This window comes from Sphingobacterium cellulitidis (assembly GCF_043187465.1).
In the GTDB taxonomy this organism is placed as follows: Bacteria; Bacteroidota; Bacteroidia; order Sphingobacteriales; family Sphingobacteriaceae; genus Sphingobacterium; species Sphingobacterium cellulitidis.
In genome coordinates, this window is sequence record NZ_CP171136.1 from 4,183,206 (window position 1) to 4,199,142 (window position 15,937).

General features: G+C 33.0%; 14 protein-coding genes. 1 reads left to right on the top strand and 13 read right to left on the bottom strand.

From position 1 onward, the window contains the following. Positions 1-3: 3 nt before the first annotated feature. The 13 genes from ACF3OC_RS18225 to rfbB all read right to left on the bottom strand — a co-directional run bounded on the left by ACF3OC_RS18225 (position 4) and on the right by rfbB (position 13,713). On the bottom strand, positions 4-1,110 hold the full coding sequence (locus ACF3OC_RS18225; protein ID WP_392470335.1) for a polysaccharide pyruvyl transferase family protein: 1,107 nt from the start codon (positions 1,108-1,110) through the stop codon (positions 4-6). Then, the gene (locus ACF3OC_RS18230) at positions 1,107-2,543 is read right to left on the bottom strand and encodes a lipopolysaccharide biosynthesis protein (protein ID WP_392470338.1); all 1,437 of its coding nucleotides are present in this window, start codon (positions 2,541-2,543) and stop codon (positions 1,107-1,109) included. The genes ACF3OC_RS18225 and ACF3OC_RS18230 overlap by 4 nt, the downstream gene beginning before the upstream one ends. Before the next feature lie 29 nt (positions 2,544-2,572). Then, positions 2,573-3,868 (bottom strand): nucleotide sugar dehydrogenase, encoded by a 1,296-nt coding sequence (locus tag ACF3OC_RS18235; protein WP_392470340.1) that lies wholly within the window; start codon positions 3,866-3,868, stop codon positions 2,573-2,575. After that, a complete protein-coding gene (locus ACF3OC_RS18240; protein ID WP_392470343.1) occupies positions 3,869-4,240 on the bottom strand; it encodes a serine O-acetyltransferase in 372 nt (123 codons plus the stop codon). It lies immediately after the preceding gene. A gap of 201 nt (positions 4,241-4,441) precedes the next feature. Further along, entirely contained in the window at positions 4,442-5,410 is a 969-nt protein-coding gene (locus ACF3OC_RS18245; RefSeq protein ID WP_392470345.1) for an SDR family oxidoreductase, read from the bottom strand. Positions 5,411-5,427: 17 nt separating this feature from the next. Further along, positions 5,428-5,913, bottom strand: coding sequence for an adenylyltransferase/cytidyltransferase family protein (locus tag ACF3OC_RS18250; RefSeq protein ID WP_392470347.1), 486 nt, complete (start codon positions 5,911-5,913; stop codon positions 5,428-5,430). A 20-nt stretch (positions 5,914-5,933) separates the two neighbouring features. After that, positions 5,934-7,313: a nucleotide sugar dehydrogenase gene (locus ACF3OC_RS18255; RefSeq protein ID WP_392470348.1), complete on the bottom strand. Its 1,380-nt coding sequence runs from the start codon at positions 7,311-7,313 to the stop codon at positions 5,934-5,936. A gap of 45 nt (positions 7,314-7,358) precedes the next feature. Beyond that, positions 7,359-7,871, bottom strand: a complete 513-nt coding sequence (locus ACF3OC_RS18260; RefSeq protein WP_392470350.1) for a winged helix-turn-helix domain-containing protein — start codon at positions 7,869-7,871, stop codon at positions 7,359-7,361. 219 nt (positions 7,872-8,090) lie between these two features. Next, positions 8,091-9,794: a lipopolysaccharide assembly protein LapB gene (locus tag ACF3OC_RS18265; RefSeq protein WP_094257392.1), complete on the bottom strand. Its 1,704-nt coding sequence runs from the start codon at positions 9,792-9,794 to the stop codon at positions 8,091-8,093. Between the two features lie 510 nt (positions 9,795-10,304). Next, positions 10,305-11,174 carry a glucose-1-phosphate thymidylyltransferase RfbA gene (rfbA, locus tag ACF3OC_RS18270; RefSeq protein ID WP_392470351.1) on the bottom strand — a complete coding sequence of 290 codons (870 nt, stop codon included), beginning with the start codon at positions 11,172-11,174 and terminating at the stop codon, positions 10,305-10,307. A 28-nt stretch (positions 11,175-11,202) separates the two neighbouring features. After that, positions 11,203-12,069 (bottom strand): dTDP-4-dehydrorhamnose reductase, encoded by an 867-nt coding sequence (gene rfbD, locus ACF3OC_RS18275; protein WP_392470353.1) that lies wholly within the window; start codon positions 12,067-12,069, stop codon positions 11,203-11,205. Positions 12,070-12,082: 13 nt separating this feature from the next. Continuing rightward, positions 12,083-12,637, bottom strand: a complete 555-nt coding sequence (gene rfbC, locus ACF3OC_RS18280) for a dTDP-4-dehydrorhamnose 3,5-epimerase (RefSeq protein WP_392470354.1) — start codon at positions 12,635-12,637, stop codon at positions 12,083-12,085. 20 nt (positions 12,638-12,657) lie between these two features. After that, positions 12,658-13,713 (bottom strand): dTDP-glucose 4,6-dehydratase, encoded by a 1,056-nt coding sequence (gene rfbB, locus ACF3OC_RS18285; RefSeq protein ID WP_392470356.1) that lies wholly within the window; start codon positions 13,711-13,713, stop codon positions 12,658-12,660. Between the two features lie 897 nt (positions 13,714-14,610). Between rfbB and ACF3OC_RS18290 the strand changes: the two genes are divergently transcribed. Further along, the gene (locus tag ACF3OC_RS18290; RefSeq protein ID WP_392470359.1) at positions 14,611-15,672 is read left to right on the top strand and encodes a fatty acid desaturase family protein; all 1,062 of its coding nucleotides are present in this window, start codon (positions 14,611-14,613) and stop codon (positions 15,670-15,672) included. Positions 15,673-15,937 lie beyond the last annotated feature (265 nt).

Below are 15,937 nucleotides of genomic sequence, written 5' to 3' on the forward strand. Positions count from 1 at the left end.
AAATTAGAAATTAATTTCAGTAAAATTTAATCGTGATTGATGAACTTTTAATTCTAAATATTTTGGGACTTTATATGTGTTATAATTCATACACCAATTATAAATTAATTCTGCCTTTAAATTCACGTCGAATTCACAGTCGAAAATTCTAGCATTTATATCATATCCAATATCTTCCAAAAAATCAGAACACTTTTTATGATATTCAACCAACATAAAAGGTGTTTTACCAAAACATGCAAATATTGCTCCATGTAATCTGGTAGAAAACATAACGTCACAAGCATTTATGTTTTCCCAAACAACTTTTGTATTATTATTATATGGATAGATTTCAAAATTTTTAGGATTTGAAGAACTAATAATTTTTTTAGTAATTTCCATATCGCCAATCCTAGTATTTCCATTTATTATAAAAAATTTGAATTCAAAATCTCCTAGTTTATCTAATTTGGAAATTAGATCAATAATTTTATTATTCCTTCTATTTTCATTACCTACGTCACCTCCTATAATAGACTCATATGGACAAACACTAATTCCAATAACTTTTCGGGATTTTAAATTATTGGGATTCAAATTGTATATTTCAGGCAAAAGTGCTGCTAAATCGAACGCATTAATTGGATTATATGGTAAATCCAAACTTGAAACATACTCAAATGACCTTTGATCTCTTAATGCAATAAAATCAATATTTCTTAAATAATTATTAACCTCTTTTTCGTCCTCTAACGAATGAAAAGGACCAACAGAAACACCAATAGCTCCAATTTTAATATCATGATTAGCCTTTTTTAGATCCAAAGCTATTTTTTTGGGGTTAGTATCTGTAAGTTTGCTATGGATGGTTGACCCACCTGCTGAAATTAGAAATGACGTATTTCTCAAAAGAATTCTTTTCTGGAAATTATAAGTTTTCGCTAAATTAAAAGGATACCCTTTAACTGGGGTTATTGTTTTTGGGAGTTTAGATGATAATGCTAAAAATCGATTATTAAATTTATTCCAATATTTTTCAGCCCCCCATGATGCAACTTCAACAAATGCATCATCGCCTGTGTTTAATTGTCCATAAAACCCGGTAAATAAAATATCTGTTTTGGTCATTTTTTTAAAAATAATTTAATATCTCTTAACAATGGTTTATTCCACATTAATAACAAGGGGACATATAACCCTAGGAATAAAAAAACTTGTATCAAGATTTGATAATAAAGATTAAATCTATAGAATTCGAATATAACTGATAAATAATAAGTAAATGCAAAAGGAATTAACGCAAAAATAATTATCTTAAAACTGCTAATTATCTGAGATATAACTGGATAATCAATAACTTTTCCACTAAAATGACCATTCAAAAAAGCAAAGAAAATATTGGTCAAACATAAAGACCAAACTATTGCCTTGATTCCAAAAGGTATACAAACTATTAAAGAAATAATACCAATGATTTTTTTAATAACCTCAACTTTTAGAAATAAATCACTCCTTCCTTTCACTTTAAGAATATTTAAATTGTAAGTACCTATAGGCAAAAAAATCGAAGCAATACAAAGAATCTTAAAATAAGGAACGGAAGGCAACCATTTATCACCAAAAACCAATGAAAAAAGTGGGTTTGCAACTAATACAAATACTAACATCATTCCTGCTGTAATTGTCAAAACAAGTCTTAATAAGGATATATAAGCTTCTTTTAACCTTTTATTATCTTCACTAATACTAGCAAACAATGGGAAAGAAACTTTATTTAGCACAGTCGAAAGTTGATTTACAGGAAACAAACGCAGACTGTCCGCTTGACTAAAAAAACCTACATTAGCTGAAGAGAATTTTTTACCAATAATAATTTTATACAAATTAGAATAAACAGTGTTGATTAATCCAGAAATTGTTAATTTATATCCGTAATCAAAATGATAAAAAAATCTTGTTTTATCAAAAATAAAACGAGGTCTCCATCTATAAAAGGTCCATAATACCAGCGCAAAACTTAAATTTTGAATTATATTTAACCCGATTATACTCCAAACTCCATAACCTTGAAAAGCCATTGAAATTCCCGCAAATGCACCAATAACGACAGAGGGTAATTGGAATGTAAATTGGCTTTTAAAATCTAGTTCTTTTGAAAATTTTGCAATTTGAACAGCAGTAAATGAAGAAATAATAAATACAATAGAGAAAACCCTTAATAGATCACTTAATTGTGGTTCATTATAAAAATCTGAAATATATGGAGCAAGTAAGAATACGACAACGTAAAGAAAAATACTGATTATTAAGTTAGTTATGAAAACTGTTCCATAATCCCTTTCAGTATTCTCATTATTTCGTATTAACGAAGAAGTCATCCCGCTATCACTTAAACTTTGACCAATAGCAATAAAGACGGCAATCATAGCAATTAAGCCAAAATCTGATGGCAACAATAATCTAGCTAGAACAATTTGAACTAAAAAATTAATTAATTGTATGCTAAACTGCTGTAGAAAAGTCCAGACTAAACCATCTTTAGCTTGTTTAATAAAACTCATTTGAAATTATAAAAATAAATGGAGTAAAACTATAAATTGTTATCCGCCTTTTCCATTAATATTCCTTTAACATCATAAATTATCGATTTATCTTTTTTTAGATTTTCAAAATCAATATTTAAAAACTCTTTATGAGCAACACCTAAAACAATTGCATCAAATTGTTTATCAGGAAGGGAGGTGGTAGACTCAATGCCATACTCATGTTTTACTTCTTCTGGATTTGCCCAAGGATCGTAGTTAGAGACTCTTACTCCATAATCTTCTAAAGACCTGATAACATCTACTATTTTTGTGTTTCTTACATCTGGGCAATTCTCTTTAAACGTAATCCCTAACATTAATACTTCTGATCCATTTACATTAATTCCTTTTTTGATCATAGTTTTCACCACTTGCGATGCTACATATTCACCCATCGAATCATTTAAACGTCTACCCGCCAAAATAATCTCAGGGTGATATCCATGTTCCTGAGCTTTCTGTGCTAAATAATATGGATCTACACCAATACAGTGACCACCTACTAATCCAGGTTTAAATGGAAGAAAATTCCATTTGGTACCAGCTGCTTCTAAAACAGCATGAGTGTCAATTTCAAGAATATTAAATATCTTTGCCAGTTCATTGACAAAAGCAATATTAATATCTCGTTGAGAATTTTCTATAACTTTTGCAGCTTCTGCAACTTTTATCGCCGGTGCTAAATGTGTTCCAGCTGTTATTACTGATTTATAAATTGCATCAACCTCCTGTCCAATTTCTGGGGTGGATCCTGAAGTTACTTTAAGGATTTTCTCAACAGTATGTTGTTTATCTCCTGGATTAATTCGCTCAGGTGAATACCCAGCAAAGAAATCTACATTAAATTTTAACCCAGAAACTTTTTCTAAAACAGGGATACATTCTTCTTCAGTTACCCCTGGGTATACTGTTGATTCGTAAACAACTATATCACCTTTCTTTAAAACCTTACCTACAGTTTCAGACGCTTTATATAAAGGAGTTAAATCCGGTCTGTTATTCTTATCTACTGGAGTTGGTACTGTAACTACATAAAAATTGGCGTTTTCAATATCTGTTAATTTATTAGAACAAAATAAACCCGTAGCCCCTACCTGATTAAATGGATTTTCAGAAACTAAAACACTTTGTAGAACATCATCTTCAACTTCTAATGTTAAATCCTTTCCACTTCTTAATTCATCAATTCTTTTTTGATTGATATCAAATCCCAATACAGGATATTTTGTAGCAAATAATCTTGCTAAAGGTAATCCGACATAACCTAATCCAATTACCGCAATTTTATTATTATCTTTCATTTAATCTTTATATTTATTATTTATAAACTTACCAGGATTATTATAATTTAATATTTTAGCCGGAACTCCAGCAACAGTCGCTTCATCAGGGATATCTTTTATGACAACTGCTCCAGCACCTATGGAAACATTATTCCCAATTAGTACATTATTAACTATACTAACTGATGGACCTATATAAACATTATTGCCAATTTGCGCTGCTAAACCATGTGCTCCTATCGTTGTAAATTGACTAATATTAACATTGTTGCCAATTTTGGTGGTAGGATTGATTATAACTCCAACCCCATGGCCAATATAAAAGCCATAACCAATACTTGTTGTTAATGGAATTTGAATTCCATATTTCCTTGATAAGCGCCAATGCATGAATTTAGCTATTGGATAAAACAAACCCTTCACCTTTCCTAATCTGAACCAAAAGGTATATGAAAAACAATGATTAATTGCCAAAATTGCGTATATAAGTATTTTTATAAATGATTCCTTATACCCATACCTTATGAAATCACTTTCTATATACTTCCATGCATCTGAATACGATGGATAACTCCTCATAATTTGAATAAATTATTTTAAATTATCCCAATACCACTTGGATGCTTCTTTTAAACCTTCTTTGATCACATGGCTCGGCTCATAACCTAGCAATCTTTTAGCTTTATCCACAGATGCAAGAGAATGTGGAATATCACCTTGTCTGTTTGGACCATGTACTACTTCAACATTCGCAATCTCCGAATCATATTCTGTTAAAAATTCTTTTAAATAACCAACCAACTGATTCAATGTTGTCCTATCGCCGACAGCTGTATTGTAAACGGTATTAATTGCCTCTGGATTATCAGTCAACATTGCTCTTTCATTCATTTGAATCACATTATCAACGTAGGTGAAATCCCTTGAATAATCCCCAGTTCCATTAATCACAGGACTCTCATGGTTCATAAATTTCTTTACAAACAATGGAATTACAGCAGCGTATGCTCCATTAGGATCTTGTCTTCTTCCAAATACATTAAAATATCTCAACCCAATGGTTTCCATCCCATAGGTTTTAGAAAATATCTCAGCATATAATTCGTTAACATACTTGGTAATTGCATAAGGTGATAAAGGTTTACCGATTCTATCTTCTACTTTAGGCAAACTTTCAGAATCACCATAAGTCGATGAAGAAGCCGCATAAATAAAACGTTTAACATTTGCATCTCTAGCAGCAACTAACATATTTAAAAAACCCGAAACATTTACCTCATTGGAAGTCTGCGGATCTTTGATTGACCTAGGTACTGACCCAAGTGCAGCTTGATGTAAAACATAATCGACACCTTGAACTGCCTTTTCACAATCATAGGTATTCCTAATATCACCCTCAATTAGTGTAAAGTCAGAATTACCCTCATGCTGAGCAAGATTATATCGGTGACCAGTAGCAAAATTATCAAGAACTACCACTTGATGACCTTTACCCAAAAAATACTCTGTTAAATTAGAGCCAATAAAACCCGCTCCACCTGTAATTAATATTTTACTCATTTTATTTATTGATGATTTTATTTACTATTCTTTAGATTCTCCTTTTCCGCCACTATCTTTCTCAAACCAGAGCTTGAAAAACGATGATCTCTACTATTAAAATATAGCTCAATCCCCTTCTCCTCACAATATTTTCTTCCTGTAAAATCCCTATCTTTATACTCATCACCCACAATTCTTACATCAAGCTTAAAAGATCTTAAAATATCTTCCAGGTCTTGTTCTGTTGAATAAGGGACGATCTCATCTACAGACACACAACCCCTCAACTGTATATATCTTTCAACCACCGTTTGAGTTGGCGCATTTTTTTCAGGACGATCCAAGGTAGGATCCATCTGAAGTCCACAGATTAAATAGTCACATTGACGCTTAGCTTCCGCCAACATCATGATATGTCCGGCATGTAGTAGGTCAAAGGTTGAAAATGTTATACCAATTCGAGGTCCAGGATTATAATCCTGATGTTTCAATTCTTTTACCTCTTTATTTTTCTCTTTCATATATGAATAATAATTTAATCTTATTCCCCTATGGCATAATATATAAAACCAAGATCCTCGATCTTTTTCCTATCCAAAAGCTTTCTACCATCAAACACAAACGCTGGCTTTTTCATAGAGTCTTTGATTCTTTTCCAATCTAAATCCTTGAACTCATCCCATTCAGTTAGTATGGCTAGTCCATGTGCATCTTTTGCGGCTTCATATGGATTATCAACAACACTTAGTAGCCCCTTGTTTTCATTTGCAGTCCTTGTAGCAAGGCAATCCAAATCCTTAAAGATTTGATTCTCTTGTACTTTTGGATCATAAACTTCAACTTGTGCTTGTTCATCAAGCAAATGGTCTGCGACGTATATGGCGGCTGATTCTCTGGTGTCATTTGTATTTTTCTTAAATGCCCATCCCATGAAAGCAATTTTCTTGCCATTAACCGTATTATACATCGATCGGATGATCTTTTCAGCAAATCGGGTCTTTTGATGATCATTAATTAAAATCACCTGCTGCCAGTAATCTGCGACCTCATTCAAATTATAGGAACGAGCTATATATACAAGATTTAGTAAATCCTTTTGAAAACATGATCCCCCAAATCCTACAGATGCTTTTAGAAACTTGGAACCTATCCTTGAATCTTGTCCAATCGCATGTGCCACCTCATCCACGTTCGCTCCTGTTACTTCACATAATTCAGAAATCGAATTTATCGAGGAGACACGCTGTGCTAAAAATGCATTGGCAACTAGTTTAGAAAGTTCCGAGGACCATAAATTTGTACTTATGATACGCTCCGAAGGAACCCATGCCTCATAAATAGACTTCAACGCATTTATGGCCTCTGGATCTTCACCGCCAATCAATATCCGATCTGGATCATGTAAATCAGCAATTGCCGTTCCTTCTGCTAAAAATTCTGGATTGGATAAAACATGGAATTGAACCCCTTTACCAGTATGATCCAATATGCTTTTAATAGTAGCAGCTGTTCTTACTGGAATTGTGGATTTCTCAACAATGATCTTCGAGGAGGTTGCCACATCTGCAATTTGACGAGCACATAACTCAATAAACTTCAAATCTGCAGCCTGTCCTTTTCCTTTTCCATATGTTTTGGTCGGCGTATTTACAGAGATAAAGACCATATCCGCCTCAGAGATAGCTTTTTCAACTTCGGTTGAAAAAAATAGGTTCCTACCTCTGGCCTCAGAAACAACGGCATCCAAGCCTGGCTCATAAACTGGTAGCTCATCAATATTATCTGAATTCCAAGCCTCTATCCTTGAAGCATTTAAATCTACGACAGTAACTTGAATATGTGGATTTTTCTGAGCAATAACAGACATGGTCGGCCCTCCAACATATCCCGCTCCAATACATGCAATCTTTGTGATATCCATTTTGATTTACCGAGTAATAATTGGCTTAACACCAATTTACAATTTTCAATTTTCTTTTTGATATAAAATAATCTGCCCATTCACTTCCTTAGGCTTTTCAAGGTATATCTTAATCCTTTTTCCAAGCAACTTCTCGGTTTTCCCGCTTAGTTGCAATAAATATGCCGAATCAATAGTATTGCCAATTATTAAGATCTCTATAACTCCAGAATCTATGCCCTTAGCATAGTCTCCCAATAAAACCACTTGATCCACATCGCCAGTTCGGGAAAGAACATGATCAACAGCTTGATCGATTCCCAAAAAAGTACGGACTAAGTTTTGTAAACTTTGAAAAAGCGGATGATTTACGTTAGCGCTATAATAAATTTTGTTGTTATTTTGAAATTTTATTAAGTAACCAGCTTCAGACAACTGGTTCAATTCTTTTCGGATAGAATTAGTAGATTCATTAAACTCTTCAGCGATACCTCTCAAATACCCCTTGTTGTTCGAGTTTACAAAAAACTTGATCAACAACTTTAACCGGGTTTTGGATGTAATCAATGAATCCAACATAACAACAAAAGTGAGCAACAAAAGTACTCAACATTTTTATTATTAACAAAGAAACTTCGTTAACAAATTATTAACCATGCTTTAATTTAATAAAACTCCTTATTATTATTAAAAGTTTTATGAGTTATTAGCTGCCATTTGAGTTAATGATTTTCGAATACCTTATTCTTAACTTATTCTTATCAAGCTAAAACAAATTCCCATAAATAAGTTGTCTGTTTACTCTAATTTCTTCTTTAACCTTTGTTTAGCTTTTTTCACACCTTCAAGGGAAATGCCCATTAGTTCAGCTATACTTCTATTATTTAATCCCAACTTCATTAAAGACAGTAGGCGACAATCATTTTCTGTTAACCTAGGGTACAATTCTTTTTGGGTGTCTACATAGCCTGGATAAACTCGCTCAAATATATTGCTAAATTTTACCCAACGCTCTTCGGTCATTACATGATTTTCGAGCATTTTATTCAAACGATCATTAACCTCCTCTTGACGGTCTGGAAAGTGATCCAGATTATACATCACTTCATTACGTAATCGCTGGATGGTCAAATCATTTTGTTTAATAGTAGCGGTGAAATCCTCTAATGAATTATTTAGAATGAGCAGTTCTCTATCCAACATTTGTTTTTCATATGAGAGTTCCAATTGATCCTTCTCTAATTCGGCATTCTTAAACAGTATCTTGTTCTTCGAACGGTTTACTAATAAAATAATAATGAGAAAAAATAAAACAAAGAAGATTACAAAATAAATATAAGATTGGTTTGTTTGCTTTCTTTTAAGCTCATAATTTTCAAGGTTCTTATGATATTTCTCTGTTTCCCATTTCCACGATGCTCGATGTAACTTCTCATAATCATCATTCTTATCCAAACTATCCTTCAAAACTAAGTGAGTACGAAGGTAATCTAGTTCTTTATTGAAGTCTCCTTTGCCTTTAGCAACCTTAGCCAACATTAAACATGCCTCAACTTGATATTCAAGGAAATAAGGTTTATTTTCCATTAATTTAATAGCCTCATTGACATAGTTTTCTGCTTCTATTAAGTCATCTTCTTCTATATACATCCTTGCTAGCGCTAAATTGGCCCGCATAGCATCTAATGATTCATTAAATTTTAGTGAATACTCAATATTTTTCTTTACTAAATCAATGGCATGTGATCTTCTACCTTCTTTCCAATAAAGATCAGCCAAATTCCCCGAGATAATGCCTATCCATACAGAATCCCTGGCCAATCCTGCAATATGTAGAGCTTTATTAAAATAATCAGTAGCCTTTGAGTATGAGGAATCTTTTTTAGAATAAACACCCAATGCATTAACCATATCTATTCGATTGCGGCTCAAGGGTTCAGTAAAAGGCAAAACAAGCTCTAAAAACTCGATTGCTTTTTTTTGATCCCCAATATAACTGTAAAATCTCGCTATAAAACCATAATGCAAAGTCAGTCTTGGGATTTTATTAAGATTGATTGATGGTCTTAAATCATCTGCTTGAAGAAAATATGGAAACGCTTCACGAATTTTGCGATAAACAAAGTAATAATAACCTTGTCTAATCAATCCAACCTGAAATAAATCTTGATCATGGCCCATGGAAACCAAATTATGAGCCTGTTGGAAATAAAAATTGCTCCGAATATTGACATTGTCAAAGGCAATAGAGAAACCATCTGCCATTAGCATATAATACGCCCATTTTAAGGGGATGCTACGGCGTTCATCAGCAATTTTTTTTACAGAATCTAACCTTCGAATTAATGCTAAGGTATCCCTTTGAAAATTTACATCAATTTTTAATATCCTCTCTAATTCTAAGAGAGAATTTTCCTTTTGATTTTGACCCATTAATTGATTGAACAAAGAGCTTAGAACCAAAAGGATCGATATTGCGGTTAAGGTCAAATTGTTTGGCATGATAATATGTTCCTAAATTACAGGAAAAATTGACATAATTAAAGAACCTCTCCATAAATGCCCTCAAAGACAAACATGAATCAAAATTATTACCAGAAATTTACAAAGTCTTTGGTGAATTAAGTTGAACATGGAAATTAAATATAGGGGTTTGTTTATGGAACGATAATTCAATTCCCAAGCTTCGCATTTATTAAATAAGTTTAGAAATATTCAATCTAATAAAACCCTTCAACTAATAACCTATAAATTTTAAAAATTTTCAATTAGGATATACTTCCAAAAAGCTGATGGATTAACCCAATTTATTAATCATATCCCATAGACTAGAATTAGGTTAACTCGTTTAGTATTAATAAATGGTTGGCGTAACTAGTAAAAACATAATTATTTAAATATACAATCGCTTCAGTGGTTGTCGAAGCATTCAAACATTCAAAAAATCCAGTTCAGAAACACTTTATTCCTCAACTCCCTGAAGTCACTTGTAAATATTTATTTAATTATTCATTAACTACTTATTTTCTTCAAATACTCAAAGTAAACCCCCTTCAAATCTTTAACCCGATCGTATAAATCGGCCTTTTGAATATAACCTTTCGACAATGCAATCTCTTCCAAACAAGCAACCTTTAAAGAAGTTCTTTTTTCAATCGTCTTAATAAATTCAGTGGCTTCAGATAAAGACTCATGTGTCCCCGTATCCAACCAGGCAAACCCCCTTCCCAACAATTGTAACTGAAGGATATCTTTATTTAAATACTCCTGATTCACAGTGGTTATTTCTAATTCTCCCCGATTCGAAGGTTTTACATTTTTTGCTATCTGTATAACCGAATTTGGATAATAATACAACCCTACAATGGCATAATTAGATTTCGGATTTTTTGGCTTCTCCTCTATATCATAAACCTTACCTGACTCATCAAACGCGGCAACTCCATATCGCTCTGGATCATCCACATAATAACCGAAAACAACGGCTTGTTTATCCTCTTCAACTTTCCTTCTGGCATCAAGAAGTTGCTGTTGTAAACCAGCACCGTAAAAAATATTATCCCCTAGAATCAAACAAACATCATCATCCCCAATAAATTCTTCACCAATAATAAATGCTTGAGCTAATCCATCTGGTGAGGGTTGCTCTGCATAAATTATCGATATGCCCAATTGTTCGCCATTACCAAATAACCTTTGGAAGTTTGGAAGATCTTGAGGTGTAGAAATAATTAAAACTTCACGAATTCCTGATAACATCAATACCGATAATGGATAATATATCATAGGTTTGTCATATACTGGAAGCAATTGTTTGGAAACGACCTGTGTCAGTGGATGGAGCCTAGTGCCTGATCCTCCAGCTAAAATTATTCCTTTCATAATATTTTGTTCTTATTGATTGTTCTATTTAATTTCTAGAAAGTTTCCCCAACATAATTTCAAGGCTATCCCGCCAATTGGAAACATGTGCTCCAAATGTGTTTTTTACCTTATTCTTATTCAGCAATGAATATGACGGTCGCCTAGCAGTTGTTGGAAAACTCGAGGTTGGAATCGGATTTATTTTACATTCTAATTTCGATATATCACGTATCGCAACTGCAAAATCAAACCAACTTATCCTTCCCTCATTGGAATAATGATATATGCCAGGCACCCATTTTCCTTCTGTAATAATTTCTTTAATTAAGCCAGCTAAATCACGTGCGTAAGTTGGTGAACCTATTTGATCTGAGACAACATTAATTTCCTCTCTACTGCTCATCAAATAAAGCATTGTCTTTACAAAATTCTTCCCAAAAGTTGAATATACCCACGCTGTACGAATGATAATAGCATCCTGACAATACTCTAGGACGGCCAATTCTCCTTTTCGCTTTGTTGCGCCATATACATTGATCGGGTCAGTGGGACAATTCTCATCTAATGCCTTATCAACATTCCCCTGAAAAACATAATCAGTTGAAATATAGATTAACTTTACAGAATTGGATCTCGAATATTTAGCAATCTCCAATGTAGCCAAATGATTGACTTTATCTGCTAGTTCTATTTCCGTCTCAGCAAGATCTACCGACGTATATGCCCCAGAATGAATGATGATATCTGGATGTACATTCTCAAGTTTACGTTGAATTAAAGTGGTCATGGAAAGATCTAAATCCTGACGATCTAAAAAGAGCAATTCAAATCTGGAATCTGATTTCCATATCGCTTTAAGTTCCGATCCTAATTGTCCTGAGCTACCTGTTATTAATATCCGAGTGGTTTTCAAAATGGGATCTCCTTTATTTCAGTGCAGTTATGGCTTCCTTAAATGTTGGAAGAGATTGATCTTTCTCAGAGACTGTGAGCTCATTATATGGCAATTTCCAATCTATATTCAGATCTTGATCATTAAATATAACCCCCCACTCAGCTTCTTTTTTATATAGGTTATCGCACTTATAAAAAAACTCTGCTGTATCTGATAAAACGATAAAACCATGTAAAAAACCTCTTGGAACAAATAATTGCCTTTTATTTTCAGCGGATAACAAAACCGCAACATGGTGCCCAAAGGTCTCAGAACCTGCCCTGGCATCTACTGCAACATCCAAAACCTCTCCTTGAAGCACTCTTACCAATTTAGCCTGAGCAAATTCTCCAGCTTGTGCATGTAAACCTCGTAAAACGCCTTTTGATGAAAATGATTGATTGTCCTGAACAAAGGACACATCTAACCCGGTTTTATCCTTAAAAATAGATTCATTATAACTTTCAAAAAAATAACCGCGATTGTCTCCATACACCCGGGGTTCCAAAATAAAACAGTCTTTTAGACCTGTAAAAAAGGCTTCCATATATCTTTAAAACCTACCTCCTAAATATTATTATAATGTTTTTCATAATAATTCCTATAGTCCCCAGATGCAACTTTCTCTAACCAGTCTTGATTTTCTAAAAACCAATCAATAGTTTTTGAAAGTCCTTCCTCAAAGGTAACACTGGGTATCCATCCTAATTCATTCTTTATTTTATTAGCGTCAATGGCATACCTTAGGTCATGACCAGGTCTATCTTTTACAAAGGTGATTAATTTTTCTGAAGTTCCTGGATCACGACCAAGCTTTTCATCCATTTGCTTACACAGCTCTCGAACTAGATCTATATTTTTCCATTCATTAAATCCACCAATATTATAAGATTGACCATTTTTTCCCTCATGAAATACTGTATCTATTGCTCTTGCATGATCAATAACATACAACCAATCTCGGGTATATTTACCATCTCCATAAATAGGAAGCGGTTTATTGTTGATAATATTTAAGATACAAAGTGGAATTAATTTCTCAGGAAAATGGTTTGGACCATAATTATTTGAACAATTTGTAATTACCACAGGTAGACCATAGGTATCATGATATGCACGAACAAAATGATCTGAGGCCGCTTTTGAGGCCGAATAAGGTGAATGCGGATCATAACTCGTCTCTTCTGTAAAAAGCCCAGTATCCCCCAATGCGCCAAAAACCTCGTCGGTAGAGACATGGTGAAACCGCTTTCCCTCAAAATCAGATCCCCATAAATCCTTTGCAGCATTTAATAGATTCACTGTTCCAATTACATTCGTATTCACAAAAGCGAGGGGATCCTTAATGGACCTATCCACATGTGATTCAGCAGCTAAATGAACTACAGCATCCGGACGAAAATCTGAAAAAATAACTCCTATGGATTGCAAATCACAAATATCTGCCTTCACAAAAGTATAATTCGGTAAAGCTTCAATATCTGTGAGATTCTCTAAATTTCCAGCATAGGTCAATGCATCCAAATTCAAAATATGGTATTCAGGATATTTCAACACGAAATGTCTCACAACATGTGACCCTATAAAACCTGCACCTCCTGTGATTACAATTGTTTTATTCATATCACAAAATAAACAATTTAAACCTTACCCAATAAATCAACTGATTATTTTCAGCCAATTTGTAGTAGAAAATCTAAGTATTCTGGTTTTAACTTTATTAATATTTGGATTGATAAAAAAATATTCCAAAATATGCACTTATTAACCCAATTTTTAAACATAGAAATAGTTATTAAATTCGGAAATATTATGAGTCTTCAATTCACTACCCTGGAAAATTTCTTTAATAGAGATTTGACATGAGAATAATCCGAATAATTTATAAAACTGTAAGGTTCTATTTATCCCATGGACTGAATTACATTTAATCAGTAGCATCTAATAAGAGACTGTGAAAAAAACATGGTTTTTTAAGAATGGGTGCTAATTTTACAAGTATGGACTCAGGCATTTCCCCAAAACAATAAAAACTGTTCTGGCAACACTACAGAAGATAACAATTAAAAATATTATTGAAACAGCAGCCAATTATAAGATGACCAAAGCAATAATCAAAAGATCCTAGGAACTCCATTACATAGAACAGAAACTTAAAAAAATATTGAAGGTCATTATAACCACATTGGTCATCAGTTAAGTCGTCACAATTCTTACGCTACTAAATCAGGGATTGATCGGAAAGCTGGTGTCATTTTTATCAGCTGAAGTAGATTTCTTCAAACTTTCTTCAATGGGTGCAGTATTAACAATGAAAGCTAGCACCTACAGGTGGAACAAAACGAAATCATTAGTTTTAATATTAAATTATTATCCCATGAATCCAATTAACAATAATTTAACAAAATATTTTCCCTTAAAAATAAAATAATTCTTATCTTAGAGTTTAAAATTCTGGTTAGAAAAAAATAATATTTTAATACTTTTACAATAACACCCCCTCCTTTTAATTTTTAATTAATGAATCCTTCTATCAAATTCAACAATGTAAACACATTGTTTTCTAAATCACTTAAACAAAGAACTTCAGACTACTTCAAAAACACCTCGCAGAAAAAAACAGGCAATAGAAAACTTTTTTTAAAAGCCGTTCTCTTATTAAGTACCTTTTTTATATTATATTATATTTTAGTATTTGTGCCTATTCACTGGTCTGTTGGAATATTCCTATGTATATTATTCGGAGCAAATCTTGCAGCCATCGGCTTTAACATCATGCATGATGCAGGACACAACTCATTTTCCGATAATAAACAACTTAACAATGTACTTTCCTATTCTCTAAATCTGCTAGGAGGCAATATATACTTCTGGAAACTAAAACATAATATCGCACACCACACATATACGAATATCGATGGTGAAGATCATGACATCGAGATCAAGTTCATGCGTATACATCATGACCAAAAAATAAAGAAGCATCATCACTTCCAGCGATTTTACTTCCCTATATTATACGGAATTTCCTATTTAGCGTGGATATTTTACCAGGATTATGAAAAGTACTTTAGAAAGAGAATGGGACAAACATCAGATCTTTTCCATTTTCCTTTAAAGGAAAAATTTATATTTTGGATTTCCAAAATCCTTCATTTTTTATTTTTTATAATCATACCAGTATGGACTGTCGGTTTGATACCGACACTTGTAGGTATAGCAATCTCCGGAATAGTCTGTGGAATGAGTTTGGCTACTGTTTTTCAACTTGCTCACGTGGTGGATGGGACTAAATTCAAAACTTTAAAAGAGTTTCGAATTGAAGAAGAATGGATGATCCACCAGATACAGTCGACTGCCAATTTCGCAACTCAAAATAAAATTCTGACCTGGTTACTTGGAGGACTAAATTATCAAGTGGAGCACCATATTTTCCCTAAGGTTAGTCATGTCCATTATCCTGCACTAAATCTTATTGTTCGAGAAACTTGTACAGAGTTTAATATACAATATAATGAATATACCTCATTTTGGAACGCATTCAAGTCTCATTTAAGAGTGATTCATGCCATGTCTAAATAAACAGGAATAATAATTTACATGTTATAATTCAGATTAGGGTTAAAAATAAAAAAACTATTTTTAAAAAATTAATAGTATCTTCGCTGATAAACAAGGCGTTGCAAGGATATTTTTTCTGAGCAGTTTGGTCAAACCATATTTTCAGATCAGTTAATTATGCGCCAATTTAAGTTATCAACGGTATACAGCATACGTGCTGAGCGACATTGAAGTTCCGATTTTAAGTCTCCATTATATTTCTGTTAACAAAAAGACAATTGTCTTG

Coding starts and splice junctions, on each gene's coding strand:
- ACF3OC_RS18240 (WP_392470343.1), bottom strand. CDS start 4,240: ATGCATTGGCGCTTATCAAGGAAATATGGAATTCAAATTCCATTAACA.
- ACF3OC_RS18265 (WP_094257392.1), bottom strand. CDS start 9,794: ATGCCAAACAATTTGACCTTAACCGCAATATCGATCCTTTTGGTTCTA.
- rfbB (WP_392470356.1), bottom strand. CDS start 13,713: ATGAATAAAACAATTGTAATCACAGGAGGTGCAGGTTTTATAGGGTCA.
- ACF3OC_RS18255 (WP_392470348.1), bottom strand. CDS start 7,313: ATGGATATCACAAAGATTGCATGTATTGGAGCGGGATATGTTGGAGGG.
- ACF3OC_RS18235 (WP_392470340.1), bottom strand. CDS start 3,868: ATGAAAGATAATAATAAAATTGCGGTAATTGGATTAGGTTATGTCGGA.
- ACF3OC_RS18225 (WP_392470335.1), bottom strand. CDS start 1,110: ATGACCAAAACAGATATTTTATTTACCGGGTTTTATGGACAATTAAAC.
- ACF3OC_RS18250 (WP_392470347.1), bottom strand. CDS start 5,913: ATGAAAGAGAAAAATAAAGAGGTAAAAGAATTGAAACATCAGGATTAT.
- ACF3OC_RS18230 (WP_392470338.1), bottom strand. CDS start 2,543: ATGAGTTTTATTAAACAAGCTAAAGATGGTTTAGTCTGGACTTTTCTA.
- ACF3OC_RS18260 (WP_392470350.1), bottom strand. CDS start 7,871: ATGTTGGATTCATTGATTACATCCAAAACCCGGTTAAAGTTGTTGATC.
- rfbA (WP_392470351.1), bottom strand. CDS start 11,174: ATGAAAGGAATAATTTTAGCTGGAGGATCAGGCACTAGGCTCCATCCA.
- ACF3OC_RS18245 (WP_392470345.1), bottom strand. CDS start 5,410: ATGAGTAAAATATTAATTACAGGTGGAGCGGGTTTTATTGGCTCTAAT.
- ACF3OC_RS18290 (WP_392470359.1), top strand. CDS start 14,611: ATGAATCCTTCTATCAAATTCAACAATGTAAACACATTGTTTTCTAAA.
- rfbC (WP_392470354.1), bottom strand. CDS start 12,637: ATGGAAGCCTTTTTTACAGGTCTAAAAGACTGTTTTATTTTGGAACCC.